This is a genomic window from Pseudomonas sp. B21-019 (assembly GCF_024749225.1).
Lineage (GTDB): Bacteria > Pseudomonadota > Gammaproteobacteria > Pseudomonadales > Pseudomonadaceae > Aquipseudomonas.
In genome coordinates this window covers 2775816-2798513 of the sequence record NZ_CP087193.1, presented here as the reverse complement: position 1 = coordinate 2798513, position 22698 = coordinate 2775816, and the positions used below count along the sequence as shown (strand labels likewise).

Sequence of the window (22698 nt, the reverse complement as noted above, 5' to 3'; positions counted from 1 at the left end):
ATCACTCCTCGATCAACGCTTGAGAGATGACATTGCGGGCCGGCTGCAGAAGGTATTGCAACAGCGTGCGTTGCCCCGTGATGATCAACACGTCCGCAGGCATCCCTGGCAGTAATTTGCGATCACCCAAGGCGCGCACACCGGCTTCGGTGACCCGGACCCGCGCCAGATAATAGGGAGTCCCGGTCTTTTCGTTGACCAGCCGGTCCGCCGAGACACTGATGACCTCGCCCTGGATCACCGGCGTGGTCGCACTGTTGAACGCGCCGAAACGGATATCGGCACGCTTGCCGATGGCGATGCGATCGATATCGACCGGCGCCACCTGGGCCTCTATGACCAGTTCAGAAACCGAGGGAACAATGTCCAGCAAAGGCGTCGCCGAGCGCACGACGCCGCCAATCGTGTGCACCGTCATGCCAATCACCATGCCCGATTCGGGTGCGCGGATGATGATATGGCTGAGCCGGTCCTCCAGGGCGGAAGCCTTCTCTTGCAGGTCGTAGATTTTGGTCTGGACATCGGCCAATTGTTTGGCGACATCGGCATTGAAGTCTTTATCGACTTGTAGAATCTGCAGCTGTGTTTCGTTGATCTGCAGGCGCGTCCTGGTGATGGTCGAACGATGGTCGGCCAATTCAGACTTGACCATTTCAAGCTTGCGCTGCTGCTCAAGCAGGCGTTGTTTGTCGACGAACCCTTGTGACAACATGTCTGTCAATTCAACGATTTCACCGCTGTAGGATTTATTCAGTTGGCTCTTGACCCCGATCATCGCCTCCAGCCCCTTGATCTGTTGATTCAACTGACCAATGCGCTCTTGCAGCACCGATATCTGGCCCAACCGTGACCCCCGTCGTGCGTTGAATACCTGGGTCTCGCCCTGGCGCGCCTCGGCACCTCGCAGACTATCGGCATCGGTCATGACGTCAAAGCCAATGACTGGCAGATTGTCCCGCTCAGCCTTGAGTCTTGCCTCCATGGCTCTGGCGGCAATGAGCTGGCTTCGGGTCATCTCGTATTCGGATCGCAGCTGGGCATCATCGAGAATAATCAGCGGGTCATCCTGCTTGACGATGTCACCGTCATGGGCCAACACCTCTTTGACGATGCCACCTTCGAGGTGTTGTACCGTTTTCCGATAAGCCTGCACGGTGACCACACCAGGCGCGTAAGCCGCGCCATCGATCGGTGCGACCGCCGCCCAGGTGCCGAACACCCCGAAGGTCATCAATAAAATGCCAAAACCCAGGCGACGGATCTTTCGATCAGATACCGCCAGGTCGGCGAAGTTATCTGTTTGACGACTGAGCATCGTACTGTTCATCGGCATCACCCTTGCGAGTAGCCACCGAAGCCACGCTTGCGCCTGCTTGCGTGGCGTGCTTTTGTGCCCGCTGCGCGAGTTCGGCCAGCACTTGTTCGCGTGGTCCATAGAGACTGATGGCGCCATCACTCATCACCATCAGCCGGTCAAGTTGGGACACAATGTTGGTTCGGTGGGTAATCACAAAAACGGTTGCACCTGTCAGCTTGAGCTGCTGGATGGCCACCGCCAGGGCACGATCACCGACTTCGTCGAGATTGGAATTGGGCTCGTCGAGGATAATCAGCCGCGGGTTGCCATACAGGGCACGGGCCAGGCCGATGCGTTGGCGCTGCCCTCCCGACAGCATGACGCCATCGCTGCCAATGACGGTGTCATAGCCATCGGGCAACAGCAGAATCATTTCGTGAACGCCGGCAGACTTGGCCGCCAGAACGACTTTCTCGGAGTCGACCTCGGCGAAGCGGGCAATGTTCTCGCTGACGCTGCCTTCGAATAATTCAATGTCCTGGGGCAAGTAGCCTATGTACGGCCCAAGTTCATGTTTGTCCCACGCGCTGATGTCTGCGCCATCAAGCCGGACCACCCCATGCTGCGGCGCCCATACTCCCATCAGTGCCCTGGCCAGGGTGGACTTGCCCGCCGCACTTGGACCGATGATTCCGATAATGCTGCCGGCAGGTACGCTGAAACTCATATTTTTGATGATCGGGGTTTTCGAGCCAGGTGCCGCGACGATCAGATTCTCCACCTGCACATGCCCCTGAGGCGCAGGCAGTGTCATACGCTCGGGCTGAGCCTGTTGTTTGTCGAGGATGTCATTGAGACGGCGGTACTGCGAACGGGCCGCAATAAAGCCCTTCCAGCTGCCGATAATCAGATCGATGGGGGCCAAGGCGCGCCCTAGCAGCACGGACCCGGCAAACACCATGCCTGGCCCCACCTGGTGATCCACGGTCAGGTACGCCCCCAGCCCCAGGATCAGCGATTGCACCAGGATCCGGAAGGACCTGGAAAGCGTGCTGATGATGCCACCTCTGTCGCTCGCCCCGGACTGCAGCAACAGGACATTTCTCTGGCGACGCCCCCAACGGTCCATCAGGGTTTCAAGCATGCCCATGGACTCGATGACTTCAGCGTTGCGCAGATTTTTCGTGGTGTGGAGCGTCGCGCTGATATGTTCCTTGTTAGCCTGGGCAAGTGCCGGCCCCGTAAACCTCTCATTGAGAAACGCGAGAAATAACAACAACAACGCACTGCCCACCGCTACCCAGCCATACCAGGGATGGAACATGAACATTACAGCGACATAGATAGGTAACCAGGGCGCATCGAAAAAGGCGAACAATCCATTACCGGAGAGAAACTGTCTCAAGCCCGTCAAGTCGTTGAGCGACTGGGCCGAGGCATCCATGCCGCCACTTTCCAGCGCCCGTTTGAAACTGGCCTTATAGACCTGGCGCCCCAGCAACACATCCAGCCGGGTACTGACCCGAACCATGATGCGTGAACGCACCCATTCCAGGGAACCGAGTGTTACCACCAACCCGGTCATGATCAGCGTCAGCATCGCCAGGGTCGTCAGACTTCCGCTGGTGACCACTCGTCCATACACCTGAAGCATATAGAAGGTAGGAACGAGCATCAGCGCGTTGATGAAAAAGCTGAAAAAGCCAACAGAAACAAAGCTGTCTCTACAGGCTTTCAACGCTATTTTCAGACTGTTTTCAGGTGTGTTTCGCATGGAAACCCCTGCTCGAAAAGCCATACCTTGAGGAGCTTAGATCATGCCGAACGACTGTGCGCAGCCGTTGGCCAGATCGCCCCGGACAACGGGTTTCACCCCCGGGCTGGCGGTCTTTTCGACTGGATGCAAGTAAAGCGTCACCGACAAGATCCGTTCCGCCAGTACTTGTCCTATCCTTCCCTCCAACCCATCACTGCGGACATCGAAATGCCCAGCCCCGAATCCACCCTCCTCCAGAGCTGGCACCACAACGCCAAGCCCTGGATCGAGGCTATCCGCACCGGCACCATAGAAAGCCGACTCAAAGTCACCGACCAGGCAATCCTGCTGGCGATACTGGGCCGCCAACCCGAGCGCGTGCTCGACCTCGGCTGCGGCGAGGGCTGGCTGTTGCGTGCGCTGGCTGAACGGGCCATCGAGGCGGTCGGTGTGGATGGCGATGCGACACTGGTCGAGGCAGCGCAGGCGGCGGGCTCTTCGCGGGTGCATTTGGCGAGCTATGATGAGCTGGTAGAGGCGAAGGTGGACATCGGCAGCGACTACGACCTGATCTGCGCCAACTTCGCCCTGTTGCACCAGGACATCATCCCCCTGCTCGCCGCCATGAACGCCCTGCTCACCCCCGGTGGCGCGCTGGTGATCCAGACGCTGCATCCGTGGACCGCGGCGGCGGGCGACTATCAGGACGGTTGGCGGGAAGAAACCTTCGCCGGGTTCAAGGGGCAGTGGCAACCCATGCCGTGGTACTCGCGCACCATGTCCAGTTGGCTCAACGCCCTGGACATGGCCGGTTTTCGGCTGGCCGCCCTGCAGGAGCCGCAGCACCCGCAAAGTCCGGTGCCGCAGTCGTTGTTGTTGGTGGCTGAGCAAACGTCCGCATGATCGCCTGCCGCGCCCACTGCTGAAGCAATGTTGTTCACTTAAGCCATTTCAGCCGCGACGCATTCCTTGTAGCAGCTGCCGAGCTCGCGAGGCTGCGTTCGGCGGTAGCAGCTGTCGAGCTTGCGAGGCTGCGTTCGGCTGCGCAGTAGTCGTCAAACAAGACAATGCGGTGCGTCAGATACACCACGGTAGCCGGACTCACGACTGCTGCGCAGCCGAACGCAGCCTCGCAAGCTCGACAGCTGCTACAGATCGCCTTACGGCATAAGTGAATATGCATTGCACCGCTAAAGAGCTTTTTTATAGCTCCCAAGCATATTTTTAATAATTTTCCTCTTCCGATTGATGCCGCACTATCAAACCGCACTGAGCACCTCTGGTCCGGCTTTCCCGGATGAAAGCTTTTTTCATAACGATGCCGGCCCCAAGAGCCCGGCACGGTGGAACCTTATCGGCCTCTGGCCAGCACTGCCCGGCTTTACACCATTCTAAAAACCAGCTGTGGGAGCGTTCCATGTCTTTATCCTTACGTACCTGTGTTCCTATTTCCCTGGCCCTGTTGTGCACCGGCGTGCTCGCCGAGCCCCAGGCCCTGACCGTCATTTCGTTCGGCGGCGCCACCAAGCAGGCCCAGGACAAGGCCTATTTCCAACCCTTCAATGCAAGCGGTGCAGGACGCATCGTCGCCGGCGAATACAATGGCGAACTGTCGAAGATCAAGGCCATGGTCGATGTGGGCCATGCCACCTGGGATGTGGTCGAGGTGGAGAGTCCGGAACTGTTGCGTGGCTGTGATGCCGGCTTGTTCGAGCGGCTGGACAAGGCCAGTTTTGGCGACCAGGCCCAGTTCGTACCGGGGACCTTGACCGAGTGTGGTGTGGCCACCTACGTCTGGTCGATGGTCATGGCCTTCAACAAGGACAAGCTGGCCAAGACCCCGACTTCCTGGGCGGACTTCTGGAACGTCACCGACTTTCCGGGCAAGCGCGGCCTGCGCAAAGGCGCCAAGTACACCCTGGAAATCGCTCTGCTGGCCGATGGCGTCAAGCCTGACCAGCTCTACAAAGTGCTGGGCACCCCCGAGGGCGTGAACCGAGCCTTCGCCAAGCTCGACAAGATCAAGTCGAGCATCCAGTGGTGGGAGGCCGGAGCCCAACCAGCGCAGTGGTTGATCGCCGGTGACGTGGTGATGAGTGCCGCCTATAACGGTCGTATCGCCTCGGCGCAAAAAGAAGGCATGAACCTGAGCATCGTCTGGCCACAGAGCCTGTACGACCCGGAATACTGGGCCGTGGTCAAAGGGTCGCCGAACAAGGCCCTGGCCGAGCGTTTCATCGCGTTTGCCAGCCAGCCGCAAGCCCAGAAGGTTTTCTCGGAAAACATCCCTTACGGCCCAGTCCACCGCCAGGCCCTGGCGCTGCTGCCGGAGCCAGTACGTCAGCAATTGCCGACGGCCGAAGCCAACCTGGCCAAGGCCCGGTCGGTAGATGCGGAGTTCTGGGTGGACCACGGCGAGGAGTTGGAAGAACACTTCAATGCCTGGGCGGCGCGTTAGCCGCGACACACTCTCTGTAGCAGCTGCCGAGCCTGCGAGGCTGCGTTCGGCTGCGAAGCAGTCGTGAATCCGGCTGACGCGGTCTGCCTGACGCACCGTAAGTTCTGGTTTTACGACTGCTGCGCAGCCGAACGCAGCCTCGCCCCGGCTCGACAGCTGCTACGGATTAATCAATCAAGCCATCAAGAGCGCCCCACGGAACCTGTGACCGGTAGATTTCCCAGCAAGTTGAGCCCGGTACTCTTCACGAAAGCGTCATAGTCCATCGGTTTCTCGATGCGAGTTTCAGCGTTGGGCAGTACGTAAGCCCAGGCACGCTTGGACGATGCGTCGTAAACCAGTTTGAACAGGCGGGTCGGCACCCAGACCTTGTTGTCGCCGACGGTGCCGTGGCCTGAATCAAAGAGCGGGCCGGTAAAGACAAAGACATTGCCATCGGCTCGTTTGGCAAACTTTCTGACATCGGACTCGACCTTACTCCAGATCTTCCGGTTGTTGGTTGGGTCTTGCGGCACCATGTTCGACAGCGCAAAGGATTGGGCCATTGCATTGGGGTTCGGTGCATCGGCCGCCGGGGATTGATGGCCACGGTCCACGGCCGGATGTTGGCTACGGTAGTCGCTCAACTCTGCCCGCCCACTCTTGGGAATGCGTGGGTCCGGATAGAACTGGTTGGTGCGCTCCTCCCCTTTGGCATCCTGCAGCTGGGCGGCATTAAGGCGTTCGACCACTACCAGCGGCGTCTTGCTGGTTTGCGAGTACAGCACCGCGAAGTTGTCGGAACACAAGGCCAAGGGTTTCATTGTGGCAGGCACAGTGGCCATGTTGATCGGTTTCGCGGCCGGGAACAGATCCGCGCAGCCGTCAAACGATGGCTGTTTCTGTTTGTTTGAATAGAGTTCCAGCGCCGCGCTCTGGCTGATCGAGCCCGAGTGGGAGGTTTGTTGCTGATGCTGGGTGGGCGGCTTGATGAAATCCAGCAGACTGCGGGCTTGTGCCCCGGTCGAGAGCAAAACAAGGGCCGACAGCCCAACTGCAATTTTGCGTAGGTGCATGCTTTAAATCTTCGAATTGGATTGAGGGGTAAACGTACGGCGAGTCCCGATTCACTGGACCAGGTGGAGGCGGTTGCGGATTATATTGCGGTGAGCATGCTTTCACTGTCCTTGATCAAAATGCCGATACGGATCCGGTCGGCGCCGGGCAGTACAACCGCTGACGGTCGCGCGGGGTTTATTGACCATCACAAGTCACATTAGTGCTGAGCAGTGTTCACATTCTACTTGCCCATGCTCGTCGAACGGGCATGCCTAAGCGGGCTCTTTAGTCGGCGCGAAACGTTGTGCGTACTCCTTTGGACTCACCCCAATGCGTCGCACGAAGGCTTTTCTGAGCACGTCGACACTGTGGTAGCCGCATCGGCGCGCAACCTCCTCCATCGACCGTCTTCCCAGCTCTATTTGCCGACAGGCCGCTTCGACCCGGACGTCCTCGACGTACTTCGCAGGCGTTGTCTTGAACTCCCGCTGAAACATGCGAATCAAGGTCCTCACGCTGGTGGCGAGCCTGTCTGCAAGTATCTCAACCGTCAGCTCCGTATGCAGATGCTCACTGATCCATACGCATAACTCATCCAGGTTCGAACCTGTCGCATGCTGCGACTGGAGTGCAACGCTGAACTGTGCCTGGCCGCCTGGACGTCGCAGAAACAGAACCAGATTTTTCGCGACCTCCAAAGCGATGTCGTCACCCAAGTCTTCGCTGACCAATGCGAGCGCAAGATCGATTCCCGCCGATATGCCTGCCGAGGTGTACACGTTGCCGTCTTTGATCCAGATCGGGTCGGGGTCCACCTGCACACTGGGATAGCGATCGGCCAGGCTGCGTGCCATCCGCCAGTGGGTTGTTGCCTTTCGACCATCCAGAAGCCCTGTTTCGGCCAAGGGGAAGGCTCCGACACAGATCGAACACACACGCCTGACATCTCTGGCTCGCGTGCGGATCCACTCGATGGCCGTCTGATCCAGATGATCCATGGCTTTCCAGCCCGACGTCACGATCAAGGTGTCGATGGGCTTGTTATCAAGACGCTCCTGTTCAAGCGTCTTGTGCGCCATAAGCGCGATGCCGGTGCTGCTCTCCAAGTGTTCATTGGCACCCGCACAAACGAGTTCGAGTGCGTAGGGAGCAGAGTCACCGCGGTGCAGATTGTTCGCATAGGCAAACACCTCTGCCGGGCCGATCACATCAAGCGAATCCACGGGCGGCAAACCCAGAATCACCACTCGCTTTTGCGCCACGCCAACAAAGGAATGGATTGATTTCTTTGTTTTTCTCACAGCGATCTCCCGCACTGAGTGGCTACGCATATTGGCACAAATCATCTGTAAATAGTCAATTTTGCCAATAGCGACTACTTAGAATGAACTGCAAGCCAACTTAATCCCCGGAAGCAAACATGAGTACCCCAGTCATCATCGGCGGCTTCAGCGCTCCAGACTCTGAACTCGCTCGCAAGGCCGCCTTCCTCGTCGAACGCGTTCACACGACAGTGTTCCTGCACCATGTGCATCGCACCTGGTGGTTTGCCGAATTCCTAGGCCAGCAGCGAGGCCTGAAATACGACCGCGAGGCGGTCTATCTCGCCGCACTGCTGCACGACCTGGGGCTGACGTACGAGTTTGCGGCCGACCAACGTTTTGAGGTCGACGGCGCCGACGCTGCCAGCCGCTTCCTGTTGGAAAACGGTTACCCGGAATCGAAAGCCGAGCTGGTTTGGGATGCAATCGCCCTTCACTCCAGCGCCGGCATCGCCGACCGCAAACAGCCAGAGATCGCCTTGATCTACATGGGCGCCCATGTCGACGTGATGGGATTACGGCTGGAGGAAATCACTCCGTCGCTGGTCGACGATACGCTGGCCCTCTACCCCCGCATTGGCATGAAAGCCGCGTTTACCCAAGCGGTCGCTGAAGTGGCCAGGAAGAAACCTCACACCGCGATTGGCACTGGGCTCGCTGACGTCGGACGTCGTCATGTGCACGGGTTCGATTGCCCGAATGTGTGCGACCTGATTGATCACGCTCCTTTCGATAGCTGACGGCGGTGCGCTACTGCGCAACCTTCTGGAATGGGTAACGCCTGATATGTGATATCGGCGCGAGCAATGTGTGTTCCTTTACTTTGGAGTATTCACCATGCAGCAACGTAAATACCTCGTCACCGGCGCTACGGGAAAAACGGGCGTCTACACCATTCGCCACCTTCTCAACGGAGGTCATGCAGTTCGGGCTTTTGTGCACCAGGAGGACGAACGCAGCGCAGCGCTCCAGAGCGAGGGCGCCGAAATATTCGTTGGCGACCTCCTTGAACATGACGACATCATTCGTGCGATGGAGGGGGTCACAGGCGCCTACCTGTGCTATCCCGTGCGCCCTGGCTACATTCAGGCGACCGCCTATTTTGCCGATGCCGCCCGGCGAGCCGGCGTCGAGGTCGTGGTGGAAATGTCGCAGATTTCCGCTCGGGAAGATTCATTGAGTCACGCCGCGCGCGACCACTGGATCGCGGAGCGCGTACTCGACTGGTCTGGAGTGCCCACAGTCCATATCCGCCCGACGTTCTTTTCCGAGTGGCTGATCTTTCCGTGGGTGCTTGATCAGATCGTGAAGGAGAACAAGATCACGCTGCCATACGGCACCGGCCGACATGCCCCCATCGCCGCTGAAGACCAGGCGCGACTGATCGCCGCCGTTCTCACGCAACCGTCTGGCCATATCGGGAAAACCTACCCGCTGTACGGCCCTGTCGAGCTGAGTCATCAAGAGATTGCTGACGAAATCAGCGGCATCGTAGGCCGCACCATCACCTACAGCCCTTCGACCCTGGAAGAGTATCGCCAGCATCTGGAGACCTACGATTTGCCGGAGTTTGTGATCCAGCACTTCCTTGCAGTCGCGGTCGATTACCAGAATGGGATCTTTAGCGGTGAGGACGGGGTTATCAGCGAAATCACCGGGCAAGCGCCTCAAACGGTGGGTGACTTCGTGCGCGCAAACCGGCAAGCGTTCGAGGGGTGATCATGATGGGCGTATGCGCCTGGTCTTGTAGACAGGCGCGTATGCCGCTTTTCACTTAGCATCCAATAATCATCCATTCATTTTCAGGGAGTGTCTGATGAACCCGAAAATAGAGCTGTATGGCGCGCCTACCGGCAACAGTCTGAGGGCTGCAATAGCCTTGGAGGAAGCAGGTATCCCCTACACCGCACGAAGACTGAACTTGCAGGCAAATGAGCAACGCGACTTGTCGTACCTGGCGCTTAATCCGGCAGGAAAAGTCCCAACCCTGGTCGACCATTCATCGACACCACCGCTGGTCATTAACCAATCGAACGCAATCATTCAGTTCGCTGATGCAAAAGCTCCGGGTCGGCTCGCACCAGCGCATCGTGGACCAAAACGCGACCGGGTGTTTGATCGTTATTTCTTTTTCGTAACGGACGTCATCGGGCCCAGTCATGCTGCATTTTCCCTGCGCCAGGCAGGATTTAATGATGCGGCCACAGTTATCGATCAACGCGTCATTGAACAACTCGTCTACGCAGAACGGTTTCTTACCGACGACTTTATGGCCGGAGATCAGTTCTCCATGGCGGACATCTCCGCTTTTACCATTGCAGCATCATTTCGTGATCGGCTGGATTGGGCAGTGCTTTCACGCTTATCACGCTGGTTCGACGCGATCGAAGCCAGGCCCGCCGTACAGCGAGGATTGAAAGTGTTCCAGAATCACTGAGCGCTACTGCGCAGACCTTATTGTGTGCGCTAAAGATGGGCATGGCAGCTCGCATCCTGCCCGAGGTCTGAGCCCCGGACATGCGAATATCGTATGTATCACAAGAATGGCAGCGTTCTATAAGGGCTCTGCTGTCTGGATAAGCGAGTTCAACACCAGTTTTATTTCAGAGGCCGGGTCTTTATGCCCTTGCAGTATCAAACCTTCCGACAAAGCGGTGAAGGTCCTTGCAAGAGCGGCATTCGCCAAAGGAGGCTTCTTGCCTGCATGATTAAATATGATGGTTATCAACTTACCCAAGGCTTCACTATTTTCCTGATGCAGATCGTAGTAATGCGTTGAGAACTCTTCATCACGCAAGGCGATCAGTTGCAACTCAGCATCAAGAATCGCGCAACTGGTATTATTTTTAAGCGTGTCAATATAGGCATTCAATCCATGGGTCAGCTCTTCCGATGAATACCCTGAAGTCAGGGTGACACTCAATCGATCGATCTCAACTCTCTTGAATCTCTGAGTCAACTGCAGAAGCAAGTCCGACTTACTTGTAAAGTTTGAAAAGAAGGCCCCCTTCGAAAAGCCGGCGTCCTCGGAAATAGCGTTGACACTGGTGGCGTGAAAACCTTTTCTCACCATAAGGTCAGTGGCGGTATCGAATAACTTATCCCTTGTTACTTGCTGACTTTCTTCTCGACCTAATCTCTTTTTAATCACGCCTTCGGCTCCTTTGGCCAAACAAATCTATTTGTAACTGGATGCAACGGATCTGCCACTCACTGCGCAAACCTGTTTTAACTATCATATCTTATACTAAGCCCTCTTAATCACTTTGCGTTTAAACTTTTAAGGAGTGCCATGTAAATGCCATGTATTGGGCCCCGCACGTTCAGGCGCCTTGGTATCCAGCCTGACGCGTGCCCCTGATGAATCCAGTCAGCCAGGGTGTCTTTTGACTCCCCCCAGAAGGCAGGCGACGGACGGCGAAAATGTCTTGCGATGACCTCGATCCGCTCGATTCAGGTGAATGTCTGTTGTCGACAACGCTCTAAACCGCAGGATTTTCGTGTTTCAGGTCGGGTTCAAGGACGTCGACCTTGTGGCGACTGTTAAATACCGCTTGATTTCCAGATACCGAATGGTTTTTACTTGCCGCCGTTGACGCCCCCCCGCCTGATCAAAGCATCGAGCGCGGTGACATCAATCTCAATGCAGTAGCAGGTTACCCCACAGGAGCTGGATTTTAATGGAATATGCCTTTGTTACAGGCGCTACAGGCCTGCTCGGCAATAATGTGGTTCATGCGCTTTTAAAGCGAAACATCAAAGTAAAAGCACTGGTCCGCTCCGTCGAAAAAGCCAAGAAGCAGTTCGGCAATCTGCCTGTCGAATTTGTCGAAGGCGACATGCTCAATGTCGACGCCTTCAGCCATGCCTTGCAAGGCTGTGATGCCTTGTTTCATACGGCCGCCTATTTCCGCGATAGTTACAAAGGTGGAAAGCACTGGCAGAAACTGTATGACACTAACGTGACCGGTACCGAGCGCCTGTTGCAGGCCGCTTATGCCGCAGGCATTCGTCGTGCAGTCCATACCTCCTCCATTGCCGTCTTGAAGGGCGATAAAGATCAGGTGATCGATGAAACCATGTCTCGCAGTGAATCGGAGGCTGACGATTACTACCTGAGTAAAATATTGTCTGAACAGAAAGTTCAGGAATTCCTGGCACGGCACCCGGACATGTTCGTTGCCATGGTATTGCCTGGCTGGATGTTTGGCCCTGGGGACATCGGCCCGACCTCATCAGGACAGTTCCTGCTCGACTTTGTCGGAAAAAAATTGCCCGGCGTACTGCCTGGAAGTTTTTCCGTTGTCGATGCCAGGGATGTAGCAGAGCATCAACTCGCGGCGATCACACGCGGCCGATCCGGAGAACGCTACCTGGCAGCCGGTAATCACATGGACATGAAAAGCATTTTCCAGGCGCTCTCCAGTGTCAGCGGCGTAAAAGCGCCGGAGCGCAAAGTGCCACTGTTCATGCTGCGTATAATTGCCTTGATCTATGAAGGTTATTACCGAATCACGAAAAAGCCGGTGCTCATCAGTACTTCCACTGTCAAACTCATGGAACAAGAGCAAGGGCGCACCCATTTCAGCCACAACAAAAGCCTGAAAGAATTGCAGTGCAAGTTTCGCCCCGTGACGGAAACATTGACCGATACCCTGGATTGGTATCGGAAAAATAACTACATTGATGCTTAATTGAAACAATTTATATATAGCCTGCCTCTGTAGTACTTTTTTGTCTGACCATAAATTCAAGGATTGAGAGAGGTTGGTAAATGAAAAGCCTTTCATCTAAAGAAGGTTTTCTGCATCGGTTCGTCGGTTTTTCAGAGTCGTTCCCCGAGCACATTGCTATCAGGAATCTGGACGCGGAAGAAGATACCGTCACTTACCGTGAGTTGCGTATAAAGGCTGAAGAGTGCAATGGCGCACTCTCAGCATTAAATGTATTGCCTGGCGACAAAGTAGCGCTCGTTCTACCCAATGGGGTGGAATTCATCGCTTACTATTTGGCGATCATCGGTCGCGGTGCGGTTCCGGTCATTCTCAACTACAAACTGACGCCATTCGAAATGAACAGCGTCATCAGCATCGCCAGACCGACGCTGGTAGTGACCACCGAAACGCTATTCGAGCAGCATAGCGAGACATTTCAACCTGCCTGCGGCGTTAAGCACTCCTTGGTGTTGAACGCCGCAAGCGAGCCGTCACCGCCCCTGCCCGACAACGCAACGGCAGACTCTCGGCTTCCCCGACAGACCGAGCCCTTGTTACTGCCCGAAGGCAATCCGATTGTCTCGGTACAGTTCACCTACCGGGGCATCGGTAAACCGCTGGCCGTTTCTCACCGCTACCTTGACCTGACGCAATCGAGTGATGGCCTGCATGAGCAGTTTCATCTTCAAGGTGTCGGTTCCGTTCATCTGGTGACGCTGCCGCTGTACGCCATCTTCGGCCTGTCGGTGATGATGGTTTTCCCCTTGAGCGTGGGCGCCACACTGTTAATGACTAACACCCTGCTCAACAGGGATCTGGCAGAAGTCTTGTCCCAGCATAAGGTCACCTTTGCCTGCCTGGTGCCCGACGTCATTCGCTACTTCAATACACGACTGGCCAAACGCAAGGGCGCGCTGTTGCCGTTGCACCCTCACCTGATGATTTATTCGGGTGGCAGCCATTTACCCGCAGACGAAGCCGAGAAGCTGGGAAGGCTGCTGGGGTGCAATCCGGTGCTGCAAGGCTATGGATTGACCGAGAGCATGCCGGTGATTGTCCAGAGCTCGATTGGCAAGGTCCATCGCGGCGCCATGGGACAACCGATCAGAGGCGTAGAACTAAGGGTCGTCGATGCCGAAGGGCGGGATGTCGCACCTGGACGCATTGGCGAACTGCTGATTCGCGGCTCGATGGTGATTGACGGCTATAACGATGCAGAGGACGCCAATGCCCGGTTCTTCCGTGATGGTTGGCTACACACGGGTGATCTGGTCTGGCGGGACGACGACGGGCATGTGTTCTTCTATTGCCAACGCCTGCGAATCTCGAAGATCAAAGCGCAAATGGTCGACCTGACTGAAATCGAATCCATTGCCCTGAAGCACCCGGACGTGGTGCGCGCGAAAGCTTACATCGTCCCGGACAACAAGGAAGTCAACGTACTGCACCTGTGCGTTGAAGGAGGCGGCGACCTGACCCAGAGCGCTGTCTCTACCCTGCTCTCGCGCTACCTCTCGGGCTTCAAGTTGCCCAAAACCATCGAGATCATCTCTCTCAAGGAAGAGATTCATGCAAGCTAATGGCACACAACCGGTACTGGCCGTGTTTGACTTTGACGGCACATTGACCGACAGACATACGTTCTGGCGCTACATGCGTTATATCGTGGGAACCCGATCGTTCTGGCTCAGGATCATTCCCCTGCTGCCCAAAATGCTCAGTGTAATCGTTGGCATCACGCCATTGATGCAAGCCCGACTGGCATTCATTGCCTGCTATCTGGGCGGTCTGTCCGTTGAGCAAGAACGCGAGCATGCCAAGTATTTCATCAGCGAGCTGCTACCGCTCTGGCTCAGGCCCGAGGCCCTGCGCCGGCTGCAATGGCATCAGTCCATGGGGCATGTCACTGCGCTGGTCAGCAACTCGCCGGAAAACTACCTGATTCCCTGGGGTCAGGCAGCAGGGTTTGACTATGTCTGCGGCACCCGCCTGGCGACTGCGAAGAACAAACTGACCGGCGGAATATCAGGTACCAACTGTGTTGAGAGAGAGAAAGTCACACGGCTCAAGGGCTGCCTGAGCAACCTTGATGACTTTTACATTTATGCCTACGGGGATTCATCCGGTGACGATGCCCTGCTCGGCATTGCCAACTCTCCCTTCTACAGAAACTGGTACTAACCGATGAACACTCTGAGCACTTTGGCCCCCAAGCACTTCAGCCAACCCGGTAATACCCCGACAGTCATGATCGTAGGCGCCGGCCCGATTGGCCTGTCCCTGGCAATCATGCTGAAAAAGTGGGGCGTCTCTTTTCGCATTATTGAAAAGAATGCCGGTCCCTCGACCGCTACCAAAGCGATGGCCATCCACTCCAGAACCTTGGAAATTTTCCGAGATCTGGGAGTTGCCGATCAGGCCATCAGCGACGGATTCACTATCAACCAGTTTTCGGTGCAATCGAACGCCAAACGGGTGCTGAACTACAACTTCTCCTACCTGGACGCCACCTATCCCCTGCTCCTCAGCCTGCCACAGCCGCAGACAGAGAAGATTCTGCTTGAGCGACTGAACAAGTTGGGAGCAGATGTTGAATGGAATACCGAGCTGGTCGATATAGAAAACCAGCCGGGCTCAGTGCAGATGACGCTTCATCATGCGGACGGCAGCGCCGAATCCTTTTCCAGCCGCTGGGTGGTCGCGTGCGACGGTGCTCGCAGCAATATCAGAAAACGTCTTGATATGACCTTCGAAGGATCGTCCTACGACCGCTTCTTCATGCTCGCCGATGCCGATATCGAGTGGTCTGGAAGTAAGGACGAAGGCGCTTTCTTCCTGGGTGCACAGGACGGTTATGTCGCGGTCGCGCCGATCAGCGCTCAATCCCGTTATCGACTTTTCATCGAGATGCCCTACAACCTGCCGCCAGAAGGTGAGCGCCCCTCCTTGAGCCTGGAGAACTTTCAGCGGTTGTGCGAAGGACGCGGGCAAAAGATGACGCTGTCCAATATTTCATCGACCACCATCGCCTCTTTCCAACATCGCCGCGTGCAGTCGTTGCAGCAAGGCTCTGTGTTTCTGGTGGGCGACTCGGCTCATATCGGCAGCCCGATCGGTGGCCAATGGATGAACCTGGGGGTTTCCGAGGCCTATAACCTGGCGTGGAAAATGGCCTATGTCGATCAGGGCCTGGCTGATCCATCGTTGCTGGAAAGCTACAACGAAGAGCGCTACCCGGTGGCCCTGGAAGTCGAGAACACGGCACATCGACTGACCGGACTGATTACCGTCAAGCATCGCGCCCTCGTTTGGCTGCGCGACAATGTTCTGCCACTGATAAGCAACCGGCGCAAGGTTCAGCGCAAACTGCCGTCGATGATTTCCGGTCATCAGTACCACTACGGCAAGAGTGATTACATCCAGGAATCGCTGACGAAAAAGCAGCGCATGAATTGGGATAAAAAAGGCAAGAAACCTGAATTCCAGACGTCGGTGCCTCGCGCCGGACAACTGGCTCCCGATGTCGAGTTGTGGCAACTGCAAGGTATGCCGCCAAAGCGCTTGATCGACTTGTTCCACGGAACGTTCACGCTGTTGATTTTCAGCGCAGCCGATCAGTTTTCCCCGTTGTTGCCGGGCTATTACTCGCTGGCCGAGTCGGTGGAGAAGGACTACCCGGGCATCAAGGCTTATTGCGTTATTGATGCCCTGAGCAGCGCCGAACTGCCTTCCTGGCACTCGACGTTGCTGGACCCCGATTGGCGGCTGCACAAGCGTTACCATGCCAAAGCGGGCACGTTGATGCTGATTCGTCCTGACGGCTACATCGCTTTCCAGGGAGCCGATGCAATAACGCTCTTCACTTATCTGAACGTAAGATCCGGGCTGCTCAAGGGAGCCAGAAAAACAACATCTTCCGAGATCGACGCAGTGGAACTCCAACTTTAAGTCGCTATATGGCTACTGCCAACTTGGTTCATTGATTCACACAAGGCCCAACCCTGGGCCAAGACTTGTTATTTCTTGTTTGTAGAAAACATATACCGACTTTGGTTAGGAGAACCTCATGCGCTTCCAACTCAACGATGTTGTGCAGGAATTCATCGTGTCCAATGGAAAAATAGCCAACAGCTATTTTTCTCTTTCAGAAAAAATCATTGATTCACTGTGCGAGTCCAATATCGCAAAAGAATCAATATTGATGCGTTTGCTGGAGCAGGCAGAATCCGTCACCGCGCATTACTTCAATGCTCACCAACAAGTCCTCGAGGGCGTTTATGCCAATGGGATTGAAGCCCCCGTCAATAAAAACCTTGCGGTGCTGGAGCCCGTACACTCGAACCCGGTAATACTGGAATCGACACCTGTTGCGGAACAAACACCCGCCCTCAACTACGGGCAATGGCTGCGCGCCGAAATAAGTACGGTCACAGGATTCAAAAAAGAACAAATCGACTTCGATCAAAGTTTCGAAAGCCTGGGGATCGACTCTCTCGGCATGGTCGATATTTTCGAATCCCTGGCCCAGCATTTCCCGGAAAAGAAAGAGCTCACCTCGCAGCTCTTCGATGCCCCCACTCCTACCGCCTTGCTGGCGCGGCTTGAAGCCGATCCGCAGGCACCTGCCGTGGATGTCGAAGCATGGGTACTGGAACAACTGGCAAATATCACCGGTTTTACGGTTGACCAGATCGACCAAAAACAAAGCTATGAAAGCCTGGGCCTGGACTCCCTCGTGCAGCTGGACTTCCTGGAGTCGGTCGTCGCATTGTGGCCGCAACTCAAGGCCAACAGCACTGAGCTGGCCAACGCCAAGTATCCGCAGGCAACAATCGCCCTGATTAAAGCCGCCCTGGCCGCCCCCGAGTCGACATCAACACCCGCTACCGAAGTGCAAGCACCTGCCACAACGGACGACCAAGGGCAGGCAAGCAACCTGCTTTTCAACTCCCTGTCCCCCCTGATCCCGGACGCGCCACAGTCGATCGACATTGAGACGCCCTTTGCACAGTTGGGACTCAACGGTTTTGCCCGAGAAGCACTCTGCCAATCAATGGCGCAACAGTGCTCTGCCAGCGAGTTTGCCGGTGAAGCACTGATGTCGCGTCGTACGCCGCAGGACGCCTTGTCGCTTCTGGCACGACTGAGCTGAAGCACTGAGCCGCTGTAAAAAAATGGCATGGAATCCGGGTGATCGGACAGATCACCCAGCATTTTGGCAATCAGGAGACAGGGTATGAATGGCGCGGTAACAACAGAGGGCGACTTTTGCTTCAGCGCAATGGCCGGCGAGTTTCCCGGGGCTCCGTCAACGGATGCGCTATGGCACTTGCTCTCGCAAGGACAGATCGCTCCGATCAATTCGATGCTGACCCGCTGGGAACTGGATAAGGCGTCAATCTATTCAGCGAAGACAGGTGAAAAGGATCGCGTTTACCTGGACAGTGCTTTTTGCCTGACCGATGACGCATCAACCCCTTCACGGCATGAAGGACGGCAGGTCGCCATCGGTAAGAAAGTACTGCAGACACTCCTCGCCCAGCTTGCCGGACAAGGCTCGACACTGATCAAGGAACGCACCGCATTGGTGGTCGCAACATCCTGGAGCGACGAGAGTTATTTCGTCACAGGCATGTCCGGAAAAACCGAAGCACCACAGGGCTACACGCCGGGTGAACAAGTGGCTGAACTGGCGGCGGCTTTTGCCTTCGGTGGCCCGGCGTTATCGGTCGACACCGCCTGTAGTTCGTTCCCCTATGCAATCGACATGGCTCAGGCCCTGGTCAATAGCGGACAGGCGGATAACGCGATTGTCATGGCTCTGAACACCGTGCTGCCACCGGCACTGTTTCTGGGGTTCTCGCAGTTGACCGCTTTTTCCGCCCGGGCCCAAATGCAGGCATTCGGTCAGGACGCTGACGGTATTGTGCCGGGCGAATGTGCAGTCGCCTTTTTGGTCGAACCTGTATCGCAGGCCCTGATTGCGCAGCGCCGCCCCCTGGGCGTTTTACGGGCATTGGGAATGTCCGCCGATGGCGCCGAAGGTTCAGTGTTTGCGCCTGGCAAACAGGCCCAGTACACGGCTTACCAGCGTGCCTATATCGGTCTTGATCCCAATGACGTGGACTACATCGAAACCCATGGCACCGGTACTCCGCTGGGTGATGCGACAGAGCTGGACTCGCTGAACAGCTTCTTCGCCCCCCATTGCACAGACGGCAAAAAAATCACCATCGGTTCGATCAAGTCCGTCATTGGCCACCCACTGGCCGCCGCTGGAGGCGCTTCGCTCGCCAAGGCGCTGATGATCTTGCGTCACAAAGGGATTCCACCTCAGCCCGACTACCGAACCAGCGCAAAAGTCGACGAGACCAGCCTGCGACTGGCCACAAAGCAGATACAGCCCCTCGCGGACCGGCAGTCGGCGATCCGTATAGGCATCTCGAGTTTTGGCTTTGGCGGCGCCAATGCGCATCTGGTGGTGGATGAATATATTCCCGATAACCGCCCTGCCGTCCCTCTAAGCGCCCCCGGCGTGTTGATGCTGGACCTCGCGATTGTCGAGGCTGAAGCAGCGATCGGCAGTCACGGTTCATTGCAGTCATTCAAGCAACAGCTCGATCGGCCGGCAGCGCCATCGGTCAGCTTCCCTTATGGGCGTTTCGTTGATTACTCCCCTGCCCCAGGTCAGCCGTTACTGGGCCAATTCCTGGCGCAGGATCGCGTCATTGATATCGACGGTTTCGGCATGGGCCCCAAACCTCTGGCCCATGTCGATCCGTTCAAGTTGTTGATCACCGATCGCGTCAATCATTTGCTGCGACGCCTGCCGGGTGTGGCCGGCTCACCCGGCACGGCGATGGTCATGTGCTGCAACATGGGTGGGGAACGCTTCAGCAATGCGTACAGCAGCGCTCACACCTTCTACTCCCAGGCTCAAGGCACGCCACCGGGCGTGGAAGTAGCGGACGTGGCAACCATGTTGCCAAACATGTTGTCCGGCTACCCGACGCAGATTTTTGACTTCAAGGGTTTCCATCAAACACTGGTCGGAACCCCGGGTCTGTTCTGGCAAACCTTGCTGGCATCGCAGCAATGGTTCAAGAACGGCATAACCACACTGTTGCTCGGTGCAGGGCGCTTTATCAGCGGTGAAATCGAGATCGAGCGCGCCCGACATTCAGCGACGGTGCAAGGTGAAGGACTGGGGCTGATTGCGCTGCGTCCCTATCAACCAGACGCCAGCGACAAACCTTTACTGGTGATCCGCGCGGCGGTTCTCGCCCATGCCGCGAACTCGCTGGAAGAGGCTTGCCAACTGCTGGGCAAAGAGCGGAGTCAATACCAGAACATTGAAGTCTGCGAGCTGCAACCTGAGGCGACTCATGCCAGTGGATCTCTGCAAGAGATTACCGGTTTCCTGGCTGAAGCCAGTGGCATCGAAACCCTGTTGGCGGTGATGTTGAGTGCATCGGCTCACACGGTGATCGAGGTTCGCGAAGCCGGCAAGGCAGTGATGTGGTTGTTTACTGAAAAGCTTCGGGAATGGAGCACGGTGGCCGAACCCGCTCCTGCCATCAAGCATCCCTTTACCCTGCGTTTTGCTCACTCGGCCCACCACGAACTGCAGCAGGTGATCCCGCCTGCCCGTCCTGTCAGCCTTGTCCGCGAACCACAAAACGACGGCGTCGACGTGCTGCAACTCAGCGACATGCTGACCAACACTCTGCTCTCAGGGCTGCGTGTCCGGGTTCGCGCCATGGAGAGTCTTTTCGCCCTGCACCGTGGCACTGAAGTCCAGCGCCCAGCGCACTGGCAACGTTGCCCGGAAAACGTCGTAATCACCAACGTCCAGCGCGGCCCCCAGTCACTGCGTGCCCAGCTCGTGGTGAATGAAGCGCACCCTTATTTCTTCGATCACCCTCTTGATCACATCCCCGGCATTCTATTGCTCGAGGGCGTGTTGCAACTGATTGAACTCGCCATGCCGCCACTGAGTGGACGAGTCGCGTATGTCAAAACCCTGAATATCAAGTTCCAGCAATACGTACAAAAGGAGGGTGTGATTGATCTGCATCTGGAACAGGAAAAAGACTCCCAGGTGTTCAATGCCAAGGTCATGCAAGCCGGAAAGCTGATGTGCACCTGCGTCCTTGGGATGGCCTACAGCTCGGCGTTCGAGAAATCGCCCGCCGGCGAGTTCACGGCCACTCGCTGCCGTGACAAGGCCTTGCTGCACAAGGCCAGGGAAGAAAACGTCATCGTCAGTGACATGAGCGGCATCGCTCAGGGCTTGAGCGTGGACACGCTCAAACTGCCGGATGAGCACTTCTTCCAGGAGGGCGACCCCGAGCACTATTCGATGGTGTATTTCCTCGAAGTTGCCCGCCAGTGCTACATGCAAATTGCCCACAGCCATCTGCGGATTCCACTCAACACCCCGATGAACCTGCTGGCCTTGAGTTTCACCCTGGATCGGCCAATCCCCAGGAACAGTCCGCTGTCATTGGCACCGCAAGCGGGTTTTGACGCACAACAGCCGTTCAAAACCAATCGCATCTATATCGACCTGTTCAACCGGGGCGAGAAAATCGGTCAAGCCAGCATTACAGCTCAAGTGCTGAGTCAATCCGCACCCGCTGCCTGAGGCACTCAATTGATCCCACTCTCCCGCATGACCGTGCCCCCAACAATCAAGGTGTCGCCGTGAACGATGTCAAAGTGCAAGTCATAGTCAAATCGCCGCGTGCTGAAATCTGGAATATCTGGAGCAATTTTTCAGAAGCGCCGCTATGGGATACCGACGTTCGCCAGTGTGAACTCAATGGCCCGTTTCAACCTGGAACGCGAGGCAAATGCGTCCTCAAAAATGGCCTGAACATGCCGCTGAAACTAGAAGCAGTGAAGCTGCATGAAAGCTATCGGAACACGGCAAGACTGCTGTGGATCGACCTTGAGTTCGATCACCAGATGCGCAGGCTTTCCCCGAATGAAACCCAGGTCATCCATAGCGCGAAGATCTCTGGCCCCTTGAGTTTTTTATACCGCGGGCTGCTACGCAAAATGCTGACCGCGGCAATGACCACGGCACTGCGCAACCTGTGCACGTTGGCTGAACAACGAGCGAATGCCATCAGTACCCCAGGGCTCGAAAAACCTGGAAAGCATTTGCACCGTGTATGAAATATCCCGGGAGGGAGCGTGTTGAACGCTCGCTCCCTAACACCCCCCGCTTACTTATCGATAACGGCACACTTCGGACCGAGCATGAACCTATTTAAAAAACCTCTGCATCTCATGATGGGCGTCATTGGCATGGGCCTTATTGCCCCTGAGTCCAGTTCCGCCGACACGCTCGGCCCCTACGTCAGTGTCATGGGTGGTCTGAACTGGGTGGCTCCGCAGGACCTTAACCAGAACAACCTCGACTTTGTCGAGATGGAATTCAACCAACCGTTACACTCCGGCTACGCCACCGGACTGGCACTGGGCTGGCGATTCCCCATCGGGCTCAGACCTGAAGTGGAACTCAGCTACCGCAAAAACACCCTGACCCAGTTCAATAACCGGGTCTACGAAGGCGGCGGGAGCATCGACGGTAAAGGCGAAGAGGAAGCCACCAGCGTCATGGCCAACCTCTGGTATGACGTCTTGAACCTGCCAGCACCCTTCAGTCGGTTCACCCCTTACATCGGCGGCGGCCTGGGTTACACCACGCTGTCGGTCAGTGGCCTGGAAGCCGGCGGCGTCCAGTTCGGCGGCACTCATCGCGACACCGTATCGGCCTATCAACTTGGCGCCGGTATAGGTTACGAACTCACCGAACAATGGTCCATGTCCCTGGATTATCGATACCTCAAGACTCGCGATGCGCACTTCGGTGACATTCAGGGCCTGCCCCAAGGCGATGTACGCACTGACTACAGCGCCCAGTCATTAATGCTCGGCCTGCATTATTGGTTCTAAGCGGTTAAACAGATCGGCGCCTTGCAAGGCGTCGCTACGGCAAGCCGGTGAAACGCTTCGGCGCAGGGGCTCACCGGCTGATTAACTGACTGACGACCACCCGTTCAAAAATCGATCAAGGCACAAATGAGTTCCTCACTTGATGC

At 56.4% G+C, this 22698-nt stretch carries 18 protein-coding genes; 13 read left to right on the top strand and 5 right to left on the bottom strand.

Annotated elements, in window-relative coordinates:
* Window position 1: 1 nt before the first annotated feature.
* Both LOY36_RS12630 and LOY36_RS12625 read right to left on the bottom strand, forming a co-directional pair.
* A complete protein-coding gene (locus tag LOY36_RS12630) occupies window positions 2–1315 on the bottom strand; it encodes an HlyD family type I secretion periplasmic adaptor subunit (RefSeq protein WP_018927963.1) in 1314 nt (437 codons plus the stop codon).
* Window positions 1293–3071 (bottom strand): type I secretion system permease/ATPase, encoded by a 1779-nt coding sequence (locus tag LOY36_RS12625; RefSeq protein WP_258674177.1) that lies wholly within the window; start codon window positions 3069–3071, stop codon window positions 1293–1295. The genes LOY36_RS12630 and LOY36_RS12625 overlap by 23 nt, the downstream gene beginning before the upstream one ends.
* 210 nt (window positions 3072–3281) lie before the next feature.
* Between LOY36_RS12625 and LOY36_RS12620 the strand changes: the two genes are divergently transcribed.
* Both LOY36_RS12620 and LOY36_RS12615 read left to right on the top strand, forming a co-directional pair.
* A complete protein-coding gene (locus LOY36_RS12620) occupies window positions 3282–3956 on the top strand; it encodes a bifunctional 2-polyprenyl-6-hydroxyphenol methylase/3-demethylubiquinol 3-O-methyltransferase UbiG (RefSeq protein WP_258673851.1) in 675 nt (224 codons plus the stop codon).
* A 514-nt stretch (window positions 3957–4470) separates the two neighbouring features.
* The gene (locus tag LOY36_RS12615; protein ID WP_258673850.1) at window positions 4471–5511 is read left to right on the top strand and encodes an ABC transporter substrate-binding protein; all 1041 of its coding nucleotides are present in this window, start codon (window positions 4471–4473) and stop codon (window positions 5509–5511) included.
* A 182-nt stretch (window positions 5512–5693) separates the two neighbouring features.
* Here the strand turns inward: LOY36_RS12615 and LOY36_RS12610 are convergent, their stop codons facing one another.
* Complete coding sequence (locus LOY36_RS12610; RefSeq protein WP_258673849.1) at window positions 5694–6566, bottom strand: DNA/RNA non-specific endonuclease; 873 nt, start codon at window positions 6564–6566, stop codon at window positions 5694–5696.
* 255 nt (window positions 6567–6821) lie between these two features.
* Window positions 6822–7895, bottom strand: a complete 1074-nt coding sequence (locus tag LOY36_RS12605) for a GlxA family transcriptional regulator (protein WP_258673848.1) — start codon at window positions 7893–7895, stop codon at window positions 6822–6824.
* Between the two features lie 74 nt (window positions 7896–7969).
* On the opposite strand from LOY36_RS12605, the gene LOY36_RS12600 reads away from it, so the two are divergent.
* The 3 genes from LOY36_RS12600 to LOY36_RS12590 all read left to right on the top strand — a co-directional run bounded on the left by LOY36_RS12600 (window position 7970) and on the right by LOY36_RS12590 (window position 10308).
* Window positions 7970–8611: an HD domain-containing protein gene (locus LOY36_RS12600; protein WP_258673847.1), complete on the top strand. Its 642-nt coding sequence runs from the start codon at window positions 7970–7972 to the stop codon at window positions 8609–8611.
* A gap of 97 nt (window positions 8612–8708) precedes the next feature.
* The gene (locus LOY36_RS12595; RefSeq protein WP_258673846.1) at window positions 8709–9590 is read left to right on the top strand and encodes an NmrA family NAD(P)-binding protein; all 882 of its coding nucleotides are present in this window, start codon (window positions 8709–8711) and stop codon (window positions 9588–9590) included.
* A 97-nt stretch (window positions 9591–9687) separates the two neighbouring features.
* Window positions 9688–10308 carry a glutathione S-transferase family protein gene (locus LOY36_RS12590; RefSeq protein WP_019648980.1) on the top strand — a complete coding sequence of 207 codons (621 nt, stop codon included), beginning with the start codon at window positions 9688–9690 and terminating at the stop codon, window positions 10306–10308.
* A 117-nt stretch (window positions 10309–10425) separates the two neighbouring features.
* Here LOY36_RS12590 and LOY36_RS12585 read toward each other — a convergent pair whose 3' ends face one another.
* Complete coding sequence (locus LOY36_RS12585) at window positions 10426–11022, bottom strand: TetR/AcrR family transcriptional regulator (protein ID WP_258673844.1); 597 nt, start codon at window positions 11020–11022, stop codon at window positions 10426–10428.
* Window positions 11023–11551: 529 nt separating this feature from the next.
* On the opposite strand from LOY36_RS12585, the gene LOY36_RS12580 reads away from it, so the two are divergent.
* The 8 genes from LOY36_RS12580 to LOY36_RS12545 all read left to right on the top strand — a co-directional run bounded on the left by LOY36_RS12580 (window position 11552) and on the right by LOY36_RS12545 (window position 22552).
* Window positions 11552–12565 (top strand): SDR family oxidoreductase, encoded by a 1014-nt coding sequence (locus LOY36_RS12580; protein WP_019648982.1) that lies wholly within the window; start codon window positions 11552–11554, stop codon window positions 12563–12565.
* Window positions 12566–12645: 80 nt separating this feature from the next.
* A complete protein-coding gene (locus tag LOY36_RS12575) occupies window positions 12646–14166 on the top strand; it encodes a class I adenylate-forming enzyme family protein (protein WP_258673842.1) in 1521 nt (506 codons plus the stop codon).
* Entirely contained in the window at window positions 14156–14767 is a 612-nt protein-coding gene (locus LOY36_RS12570) for an HAD-IB family hydrolase (protein WP_018927948.1), read from the top strand. The genes LOY36_RS12575 and LOY36_RS12570 overlap by 11 nt, the downstream gene beginning before the upstream one ends.
* Before the next feature lie 66 nt (window positions 14768–14833).
* Window positions 14834–16534 carry an FAD-dependent monooxygenase gene (locus LOY36_RS12565; protein ID WP_408981112.1) on the top strand — a complete coding sequence of 567 codons (1701 nt, stop codon included), beginning with the start codon at window positions 14834–14836 and terminating at the stop codon, window positions 16532–16534.
* 118 nt (window positions 16535–16652) lie between these two features.
* Window positions 16653–17738, top strand: a complete 1086-nt coding sequence (locus LOY36_RS12560; protein WP_018927946.1) for an acyl carrier protein — start codon at window positions 16653–16655, stop codon at window positions 17736–17738.
* A gap of 84 nt (window positions 17739–17822) precedes the next feature.
* Window positions 17823–21233, top strand: coding sequence for a beta-ketoacyl synthase N-terminal-like domain-containing protein (locus tag LOY36_RS12555; protein ID WP_258673840.1), 3411 nt, complete (start codon window positions 17823–17825; stop codon window positions 21231–21233).
* A 59-nt stretch (window positions 21234–21292) separates the two neighbouring features.
* The gene (locus tag LOY36_RS12550) at window positions 21293–21769 is read left to right on the top strand and encodes a polyketide cyclase (protein ID WP_019578642.1); all 477 of its coding nucleotides are present in this window, start codon (window positions 21293–21295) and stop codon (window positions 21767–21769) included.
* An 84-nt stretch (window positions 21770–21853) separates the two neighbouring features.
* A complete protein-coding gene (locus LOY36_RS12545) occupies window positions 21854–22552 on the top strand; it encodes an outer membrane protein (protein ID WP_026345792.1) in 699 nt (232 codons plus the stop codon).
* The last annotated feature ends 146 nt before the right edge of the window (window positions 22553–22698 follow it).